Below are 13,392 nucleotides of genomic sequence, written 5' to 3'. Positions count from 1 at the left end.
CGGGGTATTCCTTTCTGCGGATTATCGGTTTGATTCTGCGCCACACCTTCACCCCGCCCGACAACCTGCGCATGGCGCACTTGTGCGGCCCGCTGGACTGCCACTTGCGCAGCATCGAGGCCGCCTTGCAAATCAAAGTGGCGCACCGATTCGAGCAGTTTCGCATCGAAGGCCCCAAGGCGCGCGCCGAGCAGGCGCTGCAGGTGCTGCAAGCGCTGTACGAAATGGCGCGCGCCCCGATCCCGGCCGAGCAGCTGCAGCTCATGCTCAGCGGCGAAACCGCCCTGCCCAACGCCGGCCCCGAGGCGCTGCTGCTGCAAACCCGGCGCGGCACGGTGCAGGGCCGCAGCCCGAACCAGCAGCGCTACCTGGCGCACATGGCCACGCACGACATCACCTTTGGCATCGGCCCGGCGGGCACCGGCAAAACCTTTCTGGCCGTGGCCTGCGCCGTCGATGCGCTGGAGCGCAGCGCGGTGCAGCGCATCGTGCTCACGCGCCCGGCCGTGGAAGCGGGCGAGCGGCTCGGCTTTTTGCCCGGCGACCTGGCGCAAAAGGTCGATCCTTATCTGCGCCCGCTGTTCGACGCGCTCTACGACCTGATGGGCTTTGAGAAAGTGCAAAAGGCCTTCGAGCGCCAGCAGATCGAGGTCGCGCCGCTGGCCTTTATGCGCGGGCGCACGCTGAACCACGCCTTCGTCATCCTAGACGAAGCGCAAAACACCACCCCGGAGCAGATGAAGATGTTTCTGACCCGGCTCGGCTTTGGCAGCAAGGCCGTGATCACGGGCGATGTGAGCCAGATCGACTTGCCGCGCACCCAGCTCAGCGGCCTGATCGACGCCGAACGGGTGTTGAAGCGCGTGCAAGGCATCGCCTTCAACCGCTTCAGCAGCGCCGACGTGGTGCGGCACCCGCTGGTCGCGCGCATCGTCGATGCCTACGACAGCGGCGGCGGCCGGGTGAGCGAAGGCGCGCACTGTGCGCAGGGTGCCACCCAGCGTGCCTCCAACCCTGCAGCCCCTGGCACCGCACTTGGTTCTGCGCCCCGCCCTGCGCCCGCCCGAGCGCGCCGCCGCCCGCCTACGGCCCCTGCCGCAGCCCCTGCTGCCACCCCCGTCGTTCCCGCTGCACCCGCCCCATGAAGCTGCCCCCCCTCACGCTCTCGCTGCAATTCGCCCCCCCAGAGGGTGCACCGGCCAAGGCGGCCCTGGCCACCCACCGCGCCGCCCTGCCCCGGCACCTGGTGCAGCGCTGGCTGCGCCACGCGCTGGCGGCACCGGGCGAAATCACGGTGCGCATCGTCGGCAGCGCAGAAGGCCGGGCGCTGAACCGCGACTACCGCCAGCGTGACTACGCCACCAACGTGCTCACCTTCGACTACGCCCAAGCGCCCGTGGTACACGCCGACCTGGTGCTGTGCGCCCCGGTGCTGGAACAAGAAGCCGCCGCCCAGGGCAAAAGCCTGCAAGCCCACTATGCGCACCTGATCGTGCACGGCGCGCTGCACGCCCAAGGCTGGGAGCACGAAACCAGCGCAGCCGACGCCGAGGCGATGGAGGCGCGCGAGCGCGAGATCCTCGCCAGGCTCGGATTTGCCGATCCCTATGCCGCGCAGCCACCGGGCTAGGGCACCACCACGGCGTTTGGCTGCCCCCTCAGGGCCGCACGTGCCACACCACCTCGCGCACCTGCCGCTGCACGCCGATGGGGGCGCCCGCTTGGCCCAGTTGCGTGGCGGCGATGTCTTGCTCACTCGGGTACAGGCCCAACAACAGGTAATCAAAGACCCGCCGTGCGATCGGCGCCGCCGCCACCGAGCCAAAGCCGGCGTTTTCCACGATCACCGCCAGCGCCACCGTGGGCGACTCCAGCGGCGCAAAGCCGATGTAGAGTGAGTGGCTGCGCTGATGCTCTTCCAATTGGGCGGCGTCGTAGCGCTGGCCTTGGGCGATGCCCACCGCCTGCGCGGTGCCGGTCTTGCCGCCGCTGCGGTAGGGCGCGCCAGCAAAGACGCGCGCAGCCGTCCCGCCTTCCACGTTGACCGCCTCCATGGAATCGAGCACCGCCTGCAGGTGCGCAGGATTCAGGTTCAACGCATGACCCTCCGGCTCAACCAAGGCGCGCCCACGCGGTGCGCTGGGGTCGTAGACGCGCAGCCCCAAATGCGGGCGCTGGCGCACGCCACCGCTGGCCAGCGTGGCGGTGGCCGAGGCCAGTTGCAGCATGGTGAAGCTGTTGTAGCCCTGCCCGATGCCGGCCGCCACCGTATCGCCCGCAAACCAGCGCTGCTGGGAAGGGTGTTGGTAAGCGCTGCGCTTCCACGCCTGATTGGGCAACAAGCCGCGCGACTCACCCACCAAATCGATGCCGGTGAGCTGGCCCAAACCCAGTGGCTGCATGAAATCGTGCATGGCTTCGATGCCCATTTCGTGCGCCAAGGTATAAAAATACACGTTGCTCGAAACCGCCATGGCGCGCCGCAGGTCCACTGGCCCCAAGTGGCGCTCCCCCACGCTGCGAAAGCGCTGGTTGCCCAGCACCCAAAAGCCGGGATCGTAAACCACGGAATCGGGCCGCCGCAAGCCCAGTTCCAGCCCCGCCAAGGCCATGAACGGCTTGTAGGTCGAGCCCGGTGGGTAAGTCGCGCGCAAAGCGCGGTTGTGCATCGGCCGCTCGATCGATTCGTTGAGGGCGCGCCAGTCTTCGACGCCAATGCCATCGACGAACAGATTGGGGTCGAAGGTGGGCAGGCTGACAAAGGCCAGAATTTCGCCGTTGCGCGGGTCGATCGCCACCAAGGCGCCCCGGCGCTGGCCAAAAAGCTGCTCGATCAGATGTTGCAGGCGCGCGTCGATGGTCAAGCGCAGGGTGTGCCCAGGTTGCGCCGCCGTCGTTTCCAAGGTGCGCACCGCCTGGCCGTGGGAATTGATTTCGACCCGTTTGAAACCGGTCGTTCCGTGCAGGCTTGGCTCGTGGCTTTGCTCCACCCCCAGCTTGCCCAGGTGGTCGGTGCCGCGGTAGTTGGCCAACCGCTCGGGCGGCCACTCGGCCATGCGCTCTTGATCGCGCTGATTGATGCGCCCCACATGCCCCACCACGTGCACCGCCGTCGCGCCCAGCGGGTAGTGGCGCAAGTGCCGCGCTTGGATCGAGACGCCGGGCAACCGGAACAACTGCGCGGCAATGACAGGCATTTCCTCGGCCGTCAGGCGCGTGCGCAGTGGCAGCGAATCAAAGCGGTGCGACTCGGCGCGCAAGCGCTGGAAGCGGCGCAGCTCGCGCGGCGTGATCGGGATCAATTCGGCCACAGCGGCCAGCGTTTGCTCCAGATCACCGGCCAGCGCCGGGGTGATTTCTAGCGTGAACACGGCCTGGTTGTCGGCCAGCACCACGCCGTGGCGGTCCACGATTTGCCCGCGCAACGGCGGCAGCGGCAGCACGGCGGTGCGGTTGCTCTCGGCCCGCCCCTGCAAATCGGCGTGGCGCTGGATTTGCAGCACATACATGCGCAGCCCCAGCAAACCCAAGGCCAGCAGCACCACCACCAGCGCCACCTGCACCCGGTGCCGAAAGCGCAGCAACTGAAGTTCAACGTCGTGCATGGCAGGCTGGCATGGTTTGGTGGCGCTCAGAGCGGCCGGTCGTCATCGCGGTCGTGCGCGCGCCGCTGGGGCGCCAACAACAAGGCCGTAGCCAGCGGCCACAAGGCGGCCTGCCACAGGGGCGCCAAAACCATCCCGAGATCGGGCCCGCCGTCGCCCGCCAAGGCCCGCACCAGCCACTGCAGCGCGTGCGCCAGCACAAACAGCAACAGCACATGGGCGGTTTGGCGCAACCAATCGAACCACAGCAAGCGGCGGTGAATCAGCACCGCCAGATAGCACATCACGCTGTAAGCCAAGGCGTGCTGACCCAGCAGCGCCCCTTGGTGCACGTCGATCAGCAAACCCAGCCCGAACGCCACCCCCACCCCGATTCGGCGCGGCTGGTGCACCGTCCAAAACACCAGCGTCAGGGCCAGCAAGTCGGGCGCCCAAGCGGCCCGCCCCAGCAAGGCCATCTGCAGCGCCATCTCGAACATCAGCACCCCCATCAGGGTGCCCCAGATGAAGACGGGATTGGCGGGCAACAGCAAGGCTTGGCCGGCGCGCATGATCATGGTGCAGGCCTCTCGGGGTTGGGCTGAGCAGCGCCCGGGGCAGTCGCTGCAGCCGGCGTGGACGCCGCCGCAGGCAGCCCCACCGGATCGATCACCAGCACATGCAAGACGTGCTGGATGCGGGCCAGCGGACGGGCTTGCACCTGGGCAAAACCGTCAGGGCCCGAGGCCGCCACCAGGTCGATTTCCGCCACCGGCAAACCGGCTGGATAGACCCCGTCGATGCCGCTGGTGGTGAGCACGTCGCCCACCATGGCCTGGGTGTCGGCGGGCTCAAAGCGCAGCTCGATGCGCGCCGGTGCGTTCCATGCCACAGGCACCCCAAAGGCAAGGCTGCGTTGCCCGGTGCGGGTATTGACCACGGCCATGGCTTGCTGCGGATCCCCCAACAAGCGCACCTCGGAACTGGCCCAGCGCACGCGGGTCACTTGCCCCAGCACCCCAAAGCCGTCCACCACCGCCGATCCGGGACGCACGCCGTCTTGCTGCCCGAGGTCGATCACCACGCCTTGGGTGTAGGGGTCGGCCAGCTCGTGCAAGATTTGGGCCCCGCGCGCAGCCGTCGGCAAGCGGGCGCGCATGCCCAGCAAATCGCGCAATTCGCGGTTCTCTTGGGCCAGGTGTTCGACAATGGCGGCGCGCTCGGCCTGGCGCACCAGTTCGGCCCGCGCCAGCGCCGCCTCGGCCTGGGCGGCCTGCAAGCTGCCCAGGTAATGACCCGACCAGCGCGCGGCGTGCAAAGGCTGCAAGGCCAGCCATTGCAGCGGGCTGAGCGCCACCGCCAGCGTCTGGCGCACCGGGGTGGCCCAGTGCAGCCGGGCGTCGAGCACCATCAGCAGCAGCGCCAGCGCACCCAGCACCAGCAGCTTGGACAAGGCCGACGGACCCTGCTTGAAAAACGGGGGCGGTGCTTGGTCGAGGGTACCCAGCGGCATGGCCGGATGCTGCGCAGGCTTATTCGGTCGCGAAAATGCTGCCGCCCAAGCGGTCCATCTGGTCCAGCGCCATGCCACAGCCCAGCACCACACACAGCAGCGGTTGCTCGGCCACCAGCACCGGCAGCCCGGTTTCTTCGGCCAGCAAGCGGTCGAGGTCGCGCAGCAAGGCGCCGCCGCCGGTGAGCATCATGCCGCGATCGGCAATGTCGGCCCCTAGCTCGGGTGGCGTCTGCTCGAGTGCGGTCTTGACCGCCTGCACGATTTGGTTGATCGGGTCGGTCAGGGCTTCGAGCACCTCGTTGCTGGAGATGGTGAAGCTGCGCGGCACCCCTTCGGCCAGGTTGCGACCCTTGACTTCAATCTCTTTGACCTCGGAGCCGGGAAAGGCCGAGCCGATGGTTTTCTTGATCATCTCGGCGGTGGGCTCGCCGATCAGCATGCCGTAGTTGCGCCGAATGTAGCCAATGATGGCTTCATCGAACTTGTCGCCGCCCACGCGCACGCTGCCCTTGTAGACCATGCCGCCCAGGCTGATGACGCCCACTTCGGTGGTGCCGCCGCCGATATCGACCACCATCGAGCCGCGCGCGTCCGACACCGGCAGCCCGGCCCCGATCGCCGCCGCCATCGGCTCTTCGATCAGGTAAACCTGCGAGGCCCCGGCCCCCAGGGCCGATTCGCGTATGGCGCGCCGCTCCACCTGAGTCGAGCCACAGGGCACGCAGATGATGATGCGCGGGCTGGGGCGGAACATCGAGCGCGGATGCACCATTTTGATGAACTGCTTGAGCATTTGCTCGGTGACGGTGAAGTCGGCGATGACGCCGTCTTTCATGGGCCGGATGGCCTCGATGTTGCCGGGCACCTTGCCCAGCATCGCCTTGGCCTCTTTGCCCACCGCCTGAATGGTTTTCTTGCCTTGCGGACCGCCTTCGTGGCGGATCGAGACCACCGAGGGCTCATCGAGCACGATGCCCTTGCCGCGCACGTAGATGAGGGTGTTGGCGGTGCCGAGGTCGATGGCCAGATCGGTAGAGAAATGCTGACGAATGGATTCAAACATGATGAGGATGGCCCTGTACCACCGGACGCGGTGGCCGGCTGGTTTCCTGCGCGGGCGCAAACTGGAGATAATACCCGATCGACGCCGCTCCGGGAGGCGCTTACACCTCCTTACTCATTGCCCCATGTCATTGTCATTGCAAGAAATCGAACGCCTGGCACGCCTTGCGCGCCTGCGCCTATCGCCCGAGCAAGCGCTGGACGCCCAACAGCGCCTGAACGGCTTTTTTACCTTGGTCGAGCAGATGCAGGCGGTGGACACCACCGGCGTCGAGCCGCTGGCGCACCCGGCCGCCGTGCTGCAGCAGGTGGCGCTGCGCCTGCGCCCCGATGAGGCCAGCGAGCCCAACCAGCGCGAGGCCAACCAGCGCAGCGCCCCGGCCGTACAAGACGGCCTCTACCTCGTGCCGCGGGTGATCGAATGAGCGCCACCACCCCCACCCCCGAACTGCACCAGATGGGCGTGGCCGAACTCGGCGCCGCCCTGCACGCACGCCAGACCTCGGCCACCGAAGTGGCGCAGCACCTGCTGGCCCGCGCCCACGCCCACAGCGGCCTAGGGGCCTACCTGGCGCTGAACGAAGAAGCCACGCTGGCGCAGGCCGCCGCCGCCGATGCGCGCCTGGCCGCCGGCGAGCGCGGCCCGCTGCTGGGGGTGCCGCTGGCGCACAAAGACGTGCTGGTCACGCGCGACTTCCCCACCAGCGCCGGATCCAAAATGCTGCAAGGCTACCGCAGCCCCTTCGACGCCACCGTGGTGGCGCGCCTGGCCGCCGAAGGCGCGGTGACGCTGGGCAAGCTCAACTGCGACGAATTTGCCATGGGCTCGGGCAACGACCAATCCGCCTTCGGCCCGGCGCACAACCCCTGGGATGTGGCGCGCGTGCCCGGCGGCTCCTCCGGCGGCTCGGCGGTGGCGGTAGCAGCCCGGCTGGCCCCGGCCGCCACCGGCACCGACACCGGCGGCTCGATCCGCCAGCCCGCCAGCTTTTGCGGCATCACCGGCATCAAGCCCAGCTACGGCCGCTGCTCGCGCTACGGGCTGGTGGCCTACGCCTCCAGCCTCGACCAAGCCGGCCCGATGGCGCGCAGCGCCCTCGACTGCGCCCTGCTGCTCACGGCCATGGCCGGGCCCGACCCAGACCGCGACTCGACCAGCCTGGAGCACCCGCCCGAAGACTACACCCGGCTGCTCGGCCAGCCCTGGCCCGGTGCCAGCGCCGCCCAGCCGCTGCAGGGGTTGCGCATCGGCTTGCCGCGCGAATTTTTTGGCACCGGCTGCGACGCCGACGTGCTGGCCGCCGTGCGCTCCGCCCTGAGCGAGTGCGAGCGGCTGGGTGCTACCTTGCTCGACATCGATTTGCCGCGCACCGAGCTGGCCATTCCGGCCTACTACATCATCGCCCCGGCCGAGGCCAGCTCCAACCTGAGCCGCTACGACGGTGTGCGCTACGGCCACCGCGCCGCCGAATACGCCGATTTGCTGGAAATGTATAAGCGCTCGCGCAGCGAGGCCTTCGGGCCCGAGGTGCAGCGCCGCATCCTGCTGGGCACCTACGTGCTCAGCCACGGCTACTACGATGCCTACTACCTCAAGGCGCAGCAGATCCGGCGCCTGATCGCGCAAGATTTTCAGTCCGCCTTTTCCCACTGCGACCTCATCGCCGGCCCGGTGGCCCCCAGCGTGGCCTGGGCCATCGGTGCCAAAACCGCCGATCCGCTTTCCGCCTATCTGGCCGACATCTACACCCTGCCGGCCTCGCTGGCCGGTCTGCCGGGCCTGAGCCTGCCCGCCGGTTTTGGTGCCGCAGCCATGCCCGTGGGCCTGCAACTGATCGGCAACTACCTGAGCGAAGCCCGGCTGCTGCAAGTGGCACACCAGTTGCAATTGGTGAGCGATTGGCACACCCGCATGCCGCCGCCCTTGACCCCTTCCTGCCCCGGAACCCGCCCATGAGCGCCCTTTTGATTCAAGGCTACGAAGTCGTGATCGGCTTCGAGACCCACACCCAGCTCGCCACGCGCAGCAAAATTTTCAGCCGCGCCTCGGTGGCGTTTGGGGCCGAGCCCAATACCCAGGCTTGCGCCGTTGACTTGGCGCTGCCGGGCTCGCTGCCGGTGATGAACCGCGAGGCGGTGGCCTGCGCCATTCGCTTTGGGCTGGCGGTGGGGGCGCACATCGCCGAGCGCAGCGTGTTTGCGCGCAAAAATTATTTCTACCCCGATTTGCCCAAGGGCTACCAGATCAGCCAGTACGAAATCCCGGTGGTGCAAGGCGGCAGCGTGGGCTTTGAGCTGGCCGGGCAGGCGCGCACGGTGCGGCTGGTGCGCGCACACCTCGAAGAAGACGCGGGCAAGAGCCTGCACGAAGATTTTCACGGCCAGAGCGGCATCGACCTGAACCGCGCCGGCACGCCGCTGCTGGAGATCGTTACCGAGCCCGACATGCGCAGCAGCGCCGAGGCGGTGGCGTATGCCAAGGCGCTGCACCAGATCGTGACCTGGATCGGCATCTGCGATGGCAATATGCAAGAGGGCTCGTTTCGCTGCGACGCCAACGTGAGCGTGCGCAAACCGGGGCAGCCGCTGGGCACCCGGCGCGAGATCAAAAACCTCAACAGCTTCAAGTTCATGCAGCAGGCGATCGACTACGAGCTGCGCTGGCAAATCGGGCAGATCGAAGACGGCCACGCCATCCAGCAGGCCACGGTGCTGTTCGACCCCGACAGCGGCCAAACCCGCGCCATGCGCAGCAAGGAAGACGCGGCCGACTACCGCTACTTCCCCGACCCCGATCTGCCGCCGCTGTGCATCGCGCCGCAGTGGATAGAGCAGATTCGCGCCGAGCTGCCCGAGCTGCCGCGCCCCATGGCCGAGCGCTTCGTGGCCCAGTATGGCCTGCCCGCCTACGACGCCGCCACGCTCACCCAAAGCCCGGCCATGGCGGCGTATTTCGAGCGCGCCGCCGCCGCCAGCGGGCAGCCCAAGCTGGCCAGCAATTGGATCATGGGCGAGCTTTCGCGCCGCCTCAACGAGGCGCAACAGGGCATGGAGGCGGCCGCGCTGGGCCCGCTGCAACTGGCGGCGCTGTTGGTGCGCATTGCCGACGGCAGCTTAAGCCACAACGCCGCCAAACAGGTGTTCGAGGCGCTCTGGAGCCAGGCCGAGGGCGCAGCGGTCGAATCGCTACCCGCCGCGCTGGCCCAAGTCGATGCGCTGATCGCCGCCAAGGGCTTGCAGACCCTAAGCGACAGCGGCGCGCTGCACGCCATCGCCGAGCAGGTGCTGGCGGCGAACGCCAAAAACGTGGCCGAATACCGCGCCGGCAAAGACAAGGCCTTCAACGCCTTGGTTGGGCAAGTGATGAAAGCCAGCCAAGGCAAGGCCGACCCGGCGCGCGTGAACGCGCTGCTCAAGCAGCTTTTGGGCGCCTGAATCAGCGGGCGGGGCCCTGCGCATCGCGCTCCGCCCACAGGCGCTGCAGCAGTTGCAGCTCGGCGTTGAAGCGCTCCTCGATGCGCTCGAGTTCGCGTTGATGACCCCGCACCAAGCCCTCTTGCGACACCATTTGCTGCTCAATATCGGCCTTGCGCTGCAGCAAGCGCGCGGGCGCGGCTGCAGCAGGATCGGCGCGCTGCAGGTGGGCCAGTTCGTCGGCAACCGCTTGCTGCTGCCGCCCCAACTCTTGCTGGCGCCGCTCGGCCGCCGCCAACATGGCTTGCACCGGCCGCAGCGCCTGCGTGCGTTCGCGCTGGTGGGTGGCTGGGTCGGCATAGCGCATCAGCAGCGCCTGTTGCTGGCGCCGCTCATCGGTGGCGCGGTCGCGCGCTTGCGCCTCGGTGCGGGCGCGCTCTTGGGCACGCAAGCGCTCCTCGTTGCTGAGGGACGGCGCGATCACGCGGCGCACCACCCCGCTGGGGCTGAGTTCGCGCTGTTCACGGTCCAAGCAGGCCATGATGAGCCGGTCCGAAGTCAGCTTGCGACCCTGCGCGTCAGTGCAGGTAAAAATGCTGCCGGTTTGCGCCAGCGCAGCGCCACCCAGCAGCGCCGCCGCCACCACCAACCCCACCCGCACCTTCAGCACGTTTCGTGCGCACCGCATCGGCACCCCCTAAAAAATCTTTATCCCCTCAGTCTACACCGTAACGCTGGCGGTAGGCCTGCACGCGCGCGCGGTGCCCGGCCATCTCGGGGCTGTGTTGCTGTTGCAGATAATCGAGCAAATCGTTTAGGCGCGCAATCGCGCACACCTGCAAGCCGAGCTGTTCGCGCACGTACTGCACCGCGCTGTGCGGCAGGTCGCGCAGCGCGCCGTCGGGGCCGGTTTCGGTGGCGCGCTCTTGCCGATCGAGCGCAATCGCCACCGCGTGCGGCGTGGCCCCGGCGGCCCGAATCAGATCGATCGACTCGCGCACCGCCGTGCCCGCGCTCATCACATCGTCCACGATCAGCACCCGCCCGCGCAGCGGCGCGCCCACCAGCGTACCGCCTTCGCCGTGCGCCTTGGCCTCTTTTCGGTTGTAGGCAAAGGGCCGGTTGTGGCCCAACCGCGCCAACTCCACCGCCAGCGCCGCCACCAGCGGTATGCCCTTGTAGGCCGGGCCAAACAGCAGGTCGAACTCGATGCCGCTGGCAATGATGCGCTGCGCATAGCACTGCGCCAGTCGGCCCAGCTTGGCGCCGTCGTCAAAACCGCCCGCGTTGAAAAAATACGGACTCAGGCGCCCGGCCTTGGTCTGGAACTCGCCCCAGCGCAGCACGCCCGATTCAACCGAAAATCGCACAAAGTCCTGCGCCAGCCCATCGAGACCGGCGTCGGCCTGGGCCATCTTGGCCACCTGTTGCACATCTGCCATGGAGAAAATCCTTGTTACGCTTGACCCGTCTGAACCCCAGCAGCCCCGCTGCGCCACCCGCAAGGGCCTGCAGACATGGGTGCAAGAAGCCGCGCCCGGATTGTAGGGGGCGTGCAGGAGCTGCGCGCCCAACCTGGTGCTGCAGCGCTTGGACGCCAGCCTGACAGAGGGCCGTGTGCGCTGCGCTTAGGCAGCGCATCCACAAAATTTCACATAAAATATGACTCATTTTTGAATATTTTCTGCAATAATTTAATACTTGTTTATAAGGAGACGGCCTATGTTGCTTGAGTTTCGGGTTCGAAACTACCGTTCAATCCGTGACGAGCAGGCTCTCACCCTGATCGCGTCTGGTGACAAGGAAATGGCCGCAACGCACTTGGCGCCTACCGGGCTGAAGGCGGCGCCACATGCCTTGCGCAGCGCAGTGGTCTATGGGCCCAACGCCAGCGGCAAATCGAGCCTGCTGCGTGCCTTGGACTACCTCCGTGCCGTGGTGGCCGAGTCGGCCACCACCATCCAGCCGGGCCAAACCTACAATGTTCAGCCCTTTAAGCTGGACGCAGCCAGTGCCCAGCAGCCCACCGAGTTCGAGATCACCTTCCTGCTGTCTAGCGTGCGGCACCAGTACGCGTTCTCGATGACGCCCCAGCGCATCGTCAGTGAGTCGCTGCTGGTGTATCGAAGCAGCAAGCCCACCCAGCTCTTCAGCCGGCAGCACCTCGAAGGCGATGGCTACGACTACGAGTTCAGCACCTACCTGACGGGCCCGCGCAAACTCTGGCAAGAAAGCACGCGCCCCAATGCCCTGTTCCTGTCCATGGCGGCCCAGCTCAACAGCGAACAACTCAGCCCGGTGTTCAACTGGATCGTGCGCAACATCCTGTTCCTGCCGGCCGGCGCCACCGTGTGGCCTGACTTCACCACGGCGCTGCTGGCCACCGAACCAGGGCGCGCCTCGATTCGCGAATTCCTGTCGGCAGCCGACATCTCCATTGCTGACGTTCAGGCGGTGCCCCGCAAGGGCATGCACGCCCAATGGGTGCTGGGCGCCAGTGGCCTGCAAGCCAGCCAAGAGGAGCGTGAGTTCCTGCTGCCGGTGTTCGAGCACAGCACGCCCAAGGGCTCGGCCAAGTTCGAGCTGCATGACGAGTCCGAGGGCACACAGCGCCTGTACGGCCTGATCGCGCCCGTGCTGGATTGCCTGCGTGACGGGCGCGTGCTGGTGGTGGACGAGCTCGACAGCAGCCTGCACACCCTGCTGGTGCGGCGCTTGATCACCATGTTCCAAACGCCCGAGCTCAACCCCAAAGGCGCGCAGCTCATCTTCAGCACCCATGACACCTCGCTGCTGGACCACACCCTGTTCCGGCGCGACCAGGTCTGGTTCACCGAGAAGGATGCCGACCAAGCCACCCGCTTGTACCCCTTGACCGACTTTAGCCCCCGCAAGCAAGAAGCTTGGGAGCGCGGCTACCTAACGGGCCGCTACGGTGCCGTGCCCTTCTTTAGCGATTGGCCGACCTCAGCCAAGGCCGGGGTGCTCTGACGCGATGGGCAAGGACAAGCAGCCCAAACACCGGCAGGCCGCCCGCGACCTCAAGCGCCGAGCGGCCGTGCGCCAGCCCTATGAGCGCCTGCTTATCGTCTGCGAAGGCGCGCAGACCGAGCCGCAGTACCTGCGCGAAATTCAGCAGACCTTTAGGCTAGCAACCGCCCATGTTCAAGTGCTCCACAGCCAGATCGGTACCGAGCCACAGCAAGTGCTGGAGTACGCCCTGACCGTTTTCAAGGAAGGTGACCGCGAGCGTGGGGTTCATGCCGGCGAGTTCGACCGCATCGTGGTGGTGTTTGACCGCGACGAACACAAGACTTATCACGCGGCCTTGGCACAGGCAGCAGCACAGAGCGGCAAGATTCGGAACGACAACCGTGCCGCCGTGCCGGTGGACGTGGTGGCCTCGGTGCCGTGCTTCGAGCTTTGGCTGCTGCTGCATTTTGAAGACGTGCATGCGCCGCTGCACCGCCACGAGGCGCTGCAGCGGCTGAAGAGGCATCTGCCAAGCTACGAGAAGGGCAGCGGCGGCCACTGGGCCGCTGCGTTAGACCGCATGGAGCTTGCCACCCAGCGCGCGCAGCGCCTGGCCAAGGCCACCACCGCCCACGATGGCACCCAGCCGTACACCGCGATGCACGAGCTTGTCTCGCGGCTCGTGCACCTGAAAGACTGATCTGGTAGCAGCTTCAAGCCAACGAGGCGGCTGCTCGCCCCCGTTCCGTAGCCACAAGCCTCGTGACCACCGAGTTCAAAAAATGAAAATCATCACCGCCAACCTAAACGGCATCCGCTCTGCGGCCAGCAAGGGCTTTTTCG

General features: G+C 67.1%; 13 protein-coding genes. 7 read left to right on the top strand and 6 right to left on the bottom strand.

All coding sequences use genetic code 11. The features are described 5' to 3' along the window. The first annotated feature begins 29 nt into the window (after positions 1–29). Both SRAH_RS08170 and ybeY read left to right on the top strand, forming a co-directional pair. Positions 30–1,145 carry a PhoH family protein gene (locus SRAH_RS08170; RefSeq protein WP_082210135.1) on the top strand — a complete coding sequence of 372 codons (1,116 nt, stop codon included), beginning with the start codon at positions 30–32 and terminating at the stop codon, positions 1,143–1,145. Continuing rightward, positions 1,142–1,630 (top strand): rRNA maturation RNase YbeY, encoded by a 489-nt coding sequence (ybeY, locus tag SRAH_RS08165; protein ID WP_029462856.1) that lies wholly within the window; start codon positions 1,142–1,144, stop codon positions 1,628–1,630. Before SRAH_RS08170 ends, ybeY begins: the two co-directional genes overlap by 4 nt. Before the next feature lie 28 nt (positions 1,631–1,658). Here the strand turns inward: ybeY and mrdA are convergent, their stop codons facing one another. The 4 genes from mrdA to SRAH_RS08145 are packed head-to-tail and all read right to left on the bottom strand — an operon-like array spanning position 1,659 to position 6,163. Next, positions 1,659–3,605, bottom strand: a complete 1,947-nt coding sequence (mrdA, locus tag SRAH_RS08160) for a penicillin-binding protein 2 (RefSeq protein ID WP_029462855.1) — start codon at positions 3,603–3,605, stop codon at positions 1,659–1,661. Between the two features lie 26 nt (positions 3,606–3,631). Beyond that, positions 3,632–4,162 carry a rod shape-determining protein MreD gene (gene mreD / locus SRAH_RS08155; protein ID WP_029462854.1) on the bottom strand — a complete coding sequence of 177 codons (531 nt, stop codon included), beginning with the start codon at positions 4,160–4,162 and terminating at the stop codon, positions 3,632–3,634. Then, complete coding sequence (gene mreC / locus SRAH_RS08150; protein ID WP_029462853.1) at positions 4,159–5,097, bottom strand: rod shape-determining protein MreC; 939 nt, start codon at positions 5,095–5,097, stop codon at positions 4,159–4,161. Before mreC ends, mreD begins: the two co-directional genes overlap by 4 nt. A gap of 19 nt (positions 5,098–5,116) precedes the next feature. Further along, complete coding sequence (locus SRAH_RS08145; RefSeq protein WP_029462852.1) at positions 5,117–6,163, bottom strand: rod shape-determining protein; 1,047 nt, start codon at positions 6,161–6,163, stop codon at positions 5,117–5,119. A 124-nt stretch (positions 6,164–6,287) separates the two neighbouring features. On the opposite strand from SRAH_RS08145, the gene gatC reads away from it, so the two are divergent. Genes gatC through gatB form a run of 3 tightly spaced genes read left to right on the top strand, consistent with a single transcriptional unit; the run spans position 6,288 to position 9,597 of the window. Then, the gene (gene gatC / locus SRAH_RS08140; RefSeq protein ID WP_029462851.1) at positions 6,288–6,587 is read left to right on the top strand and encodes an Asp-tRNA(Asn)/Glu-tRNA(Gln) amidotransferase subunit GatC; all 300 of its coding nucleotides are present in this window, start codon (positions 6,288–6,290) and stop codon (positions 6,585–6,587) included. Then, positions 6,584–8,119 (top strand): Asp-tRNA(Asn)/Glu-tRNA(Gln) amidotransferase subunit GatA, encoded by a 1,536-nt coding sequence (gene gatA / locus SRAH_RS08135; RefSeq protein WP_029462850.1) that lies wholly within the window; start codon positions 6,584–6,586, stop codon positions 8,117–8,119. The genes gatC and gatA overlap by 4 nt, the downstream gene beginning before the upstream one ends. Continuing rightward, entirely contained in the window at positions 8,116–9,597 is a 1,482-nt protein-coding gene (gene gatB / locus SRAH_RS08130; RefSeq protein ID WP_029462849.1) for an Asp-tRNA(Asn)/Glu-tRNA(Gln) amidotransferase subunit GatB, read from the top strand. Before gatA ends, gatB begins: the two co-directional genes overlap by 4 nt. A gap of 1 nt (position 9,598) precedes the next feature. On the opposite strand, the gene SRAH_RS08125 is transcribed toward gatB, so the two are convergent. Then, on the bottom strand, positions 9,599–10,264 hold the full coding sequence (locus SRAH_RS08125; protein WP_029462848.1) for a hypothetical protein: 666 nt from the start codon (positions 10,262–10,264) through the stop codon (positions 9,599–9,601). Positions 10,265–10,292: 28 nt separating this feature from the next. Continuing rightward, positions 10,293–11,018 (bottom strand): orotate phosphoribosyltransferase, encoded by a 726-nt coding sequence (gene pyrE / locus SRAH_RS08120; RefSeq protein ID WP_232841020.1) that lies wholly within the window; start codon positions 11,016–11,018, stop codon positions 10,293–10,295. Between the two features lie 280 nt (positions 11,019–11,298). On the opposite strand from pyrE, the gene SRAH_RS08115 reads away from it, so the two are divergent. Then, entirely contained in the window at positions 11,299–12,567 is a 1,269-nt protein-coding gene (locus SRAH_RS08115; RefSeq protein ID WP_029462846.1) for an AAA family ATPase, read from the top strand. A gap of 4 nt (positions 12,568–12,571) precedes the next feature. Beyond that, complete coding sequence (locus SRAH_RS08110) at positions 12,572–13,249, top strand: RloB family protein (protein ID WP_029462845.1); 678 nt, start codon at positions 12,572–12,574, stop codon at positions 13,247–13,249. The last annotated feature ends 143 nt before the right edge of the window (positions 13,250–13,392 follow it).

The sequence above is a fragment of the Serpentinimonas barnesii genome (assembly GCF_000696225.1).
GTDB lineage: Bacteria > Pseudomonadota > Gammaproteobacteria > Burkholderiales > Burkholderiaceae_C > Serpentinimonas > Serpentinimonas barnesii.
Note: the sequence above shows the minus strand (reverse complement) of the source record. Positions and strands in the feature narration are given on the sequence as shown.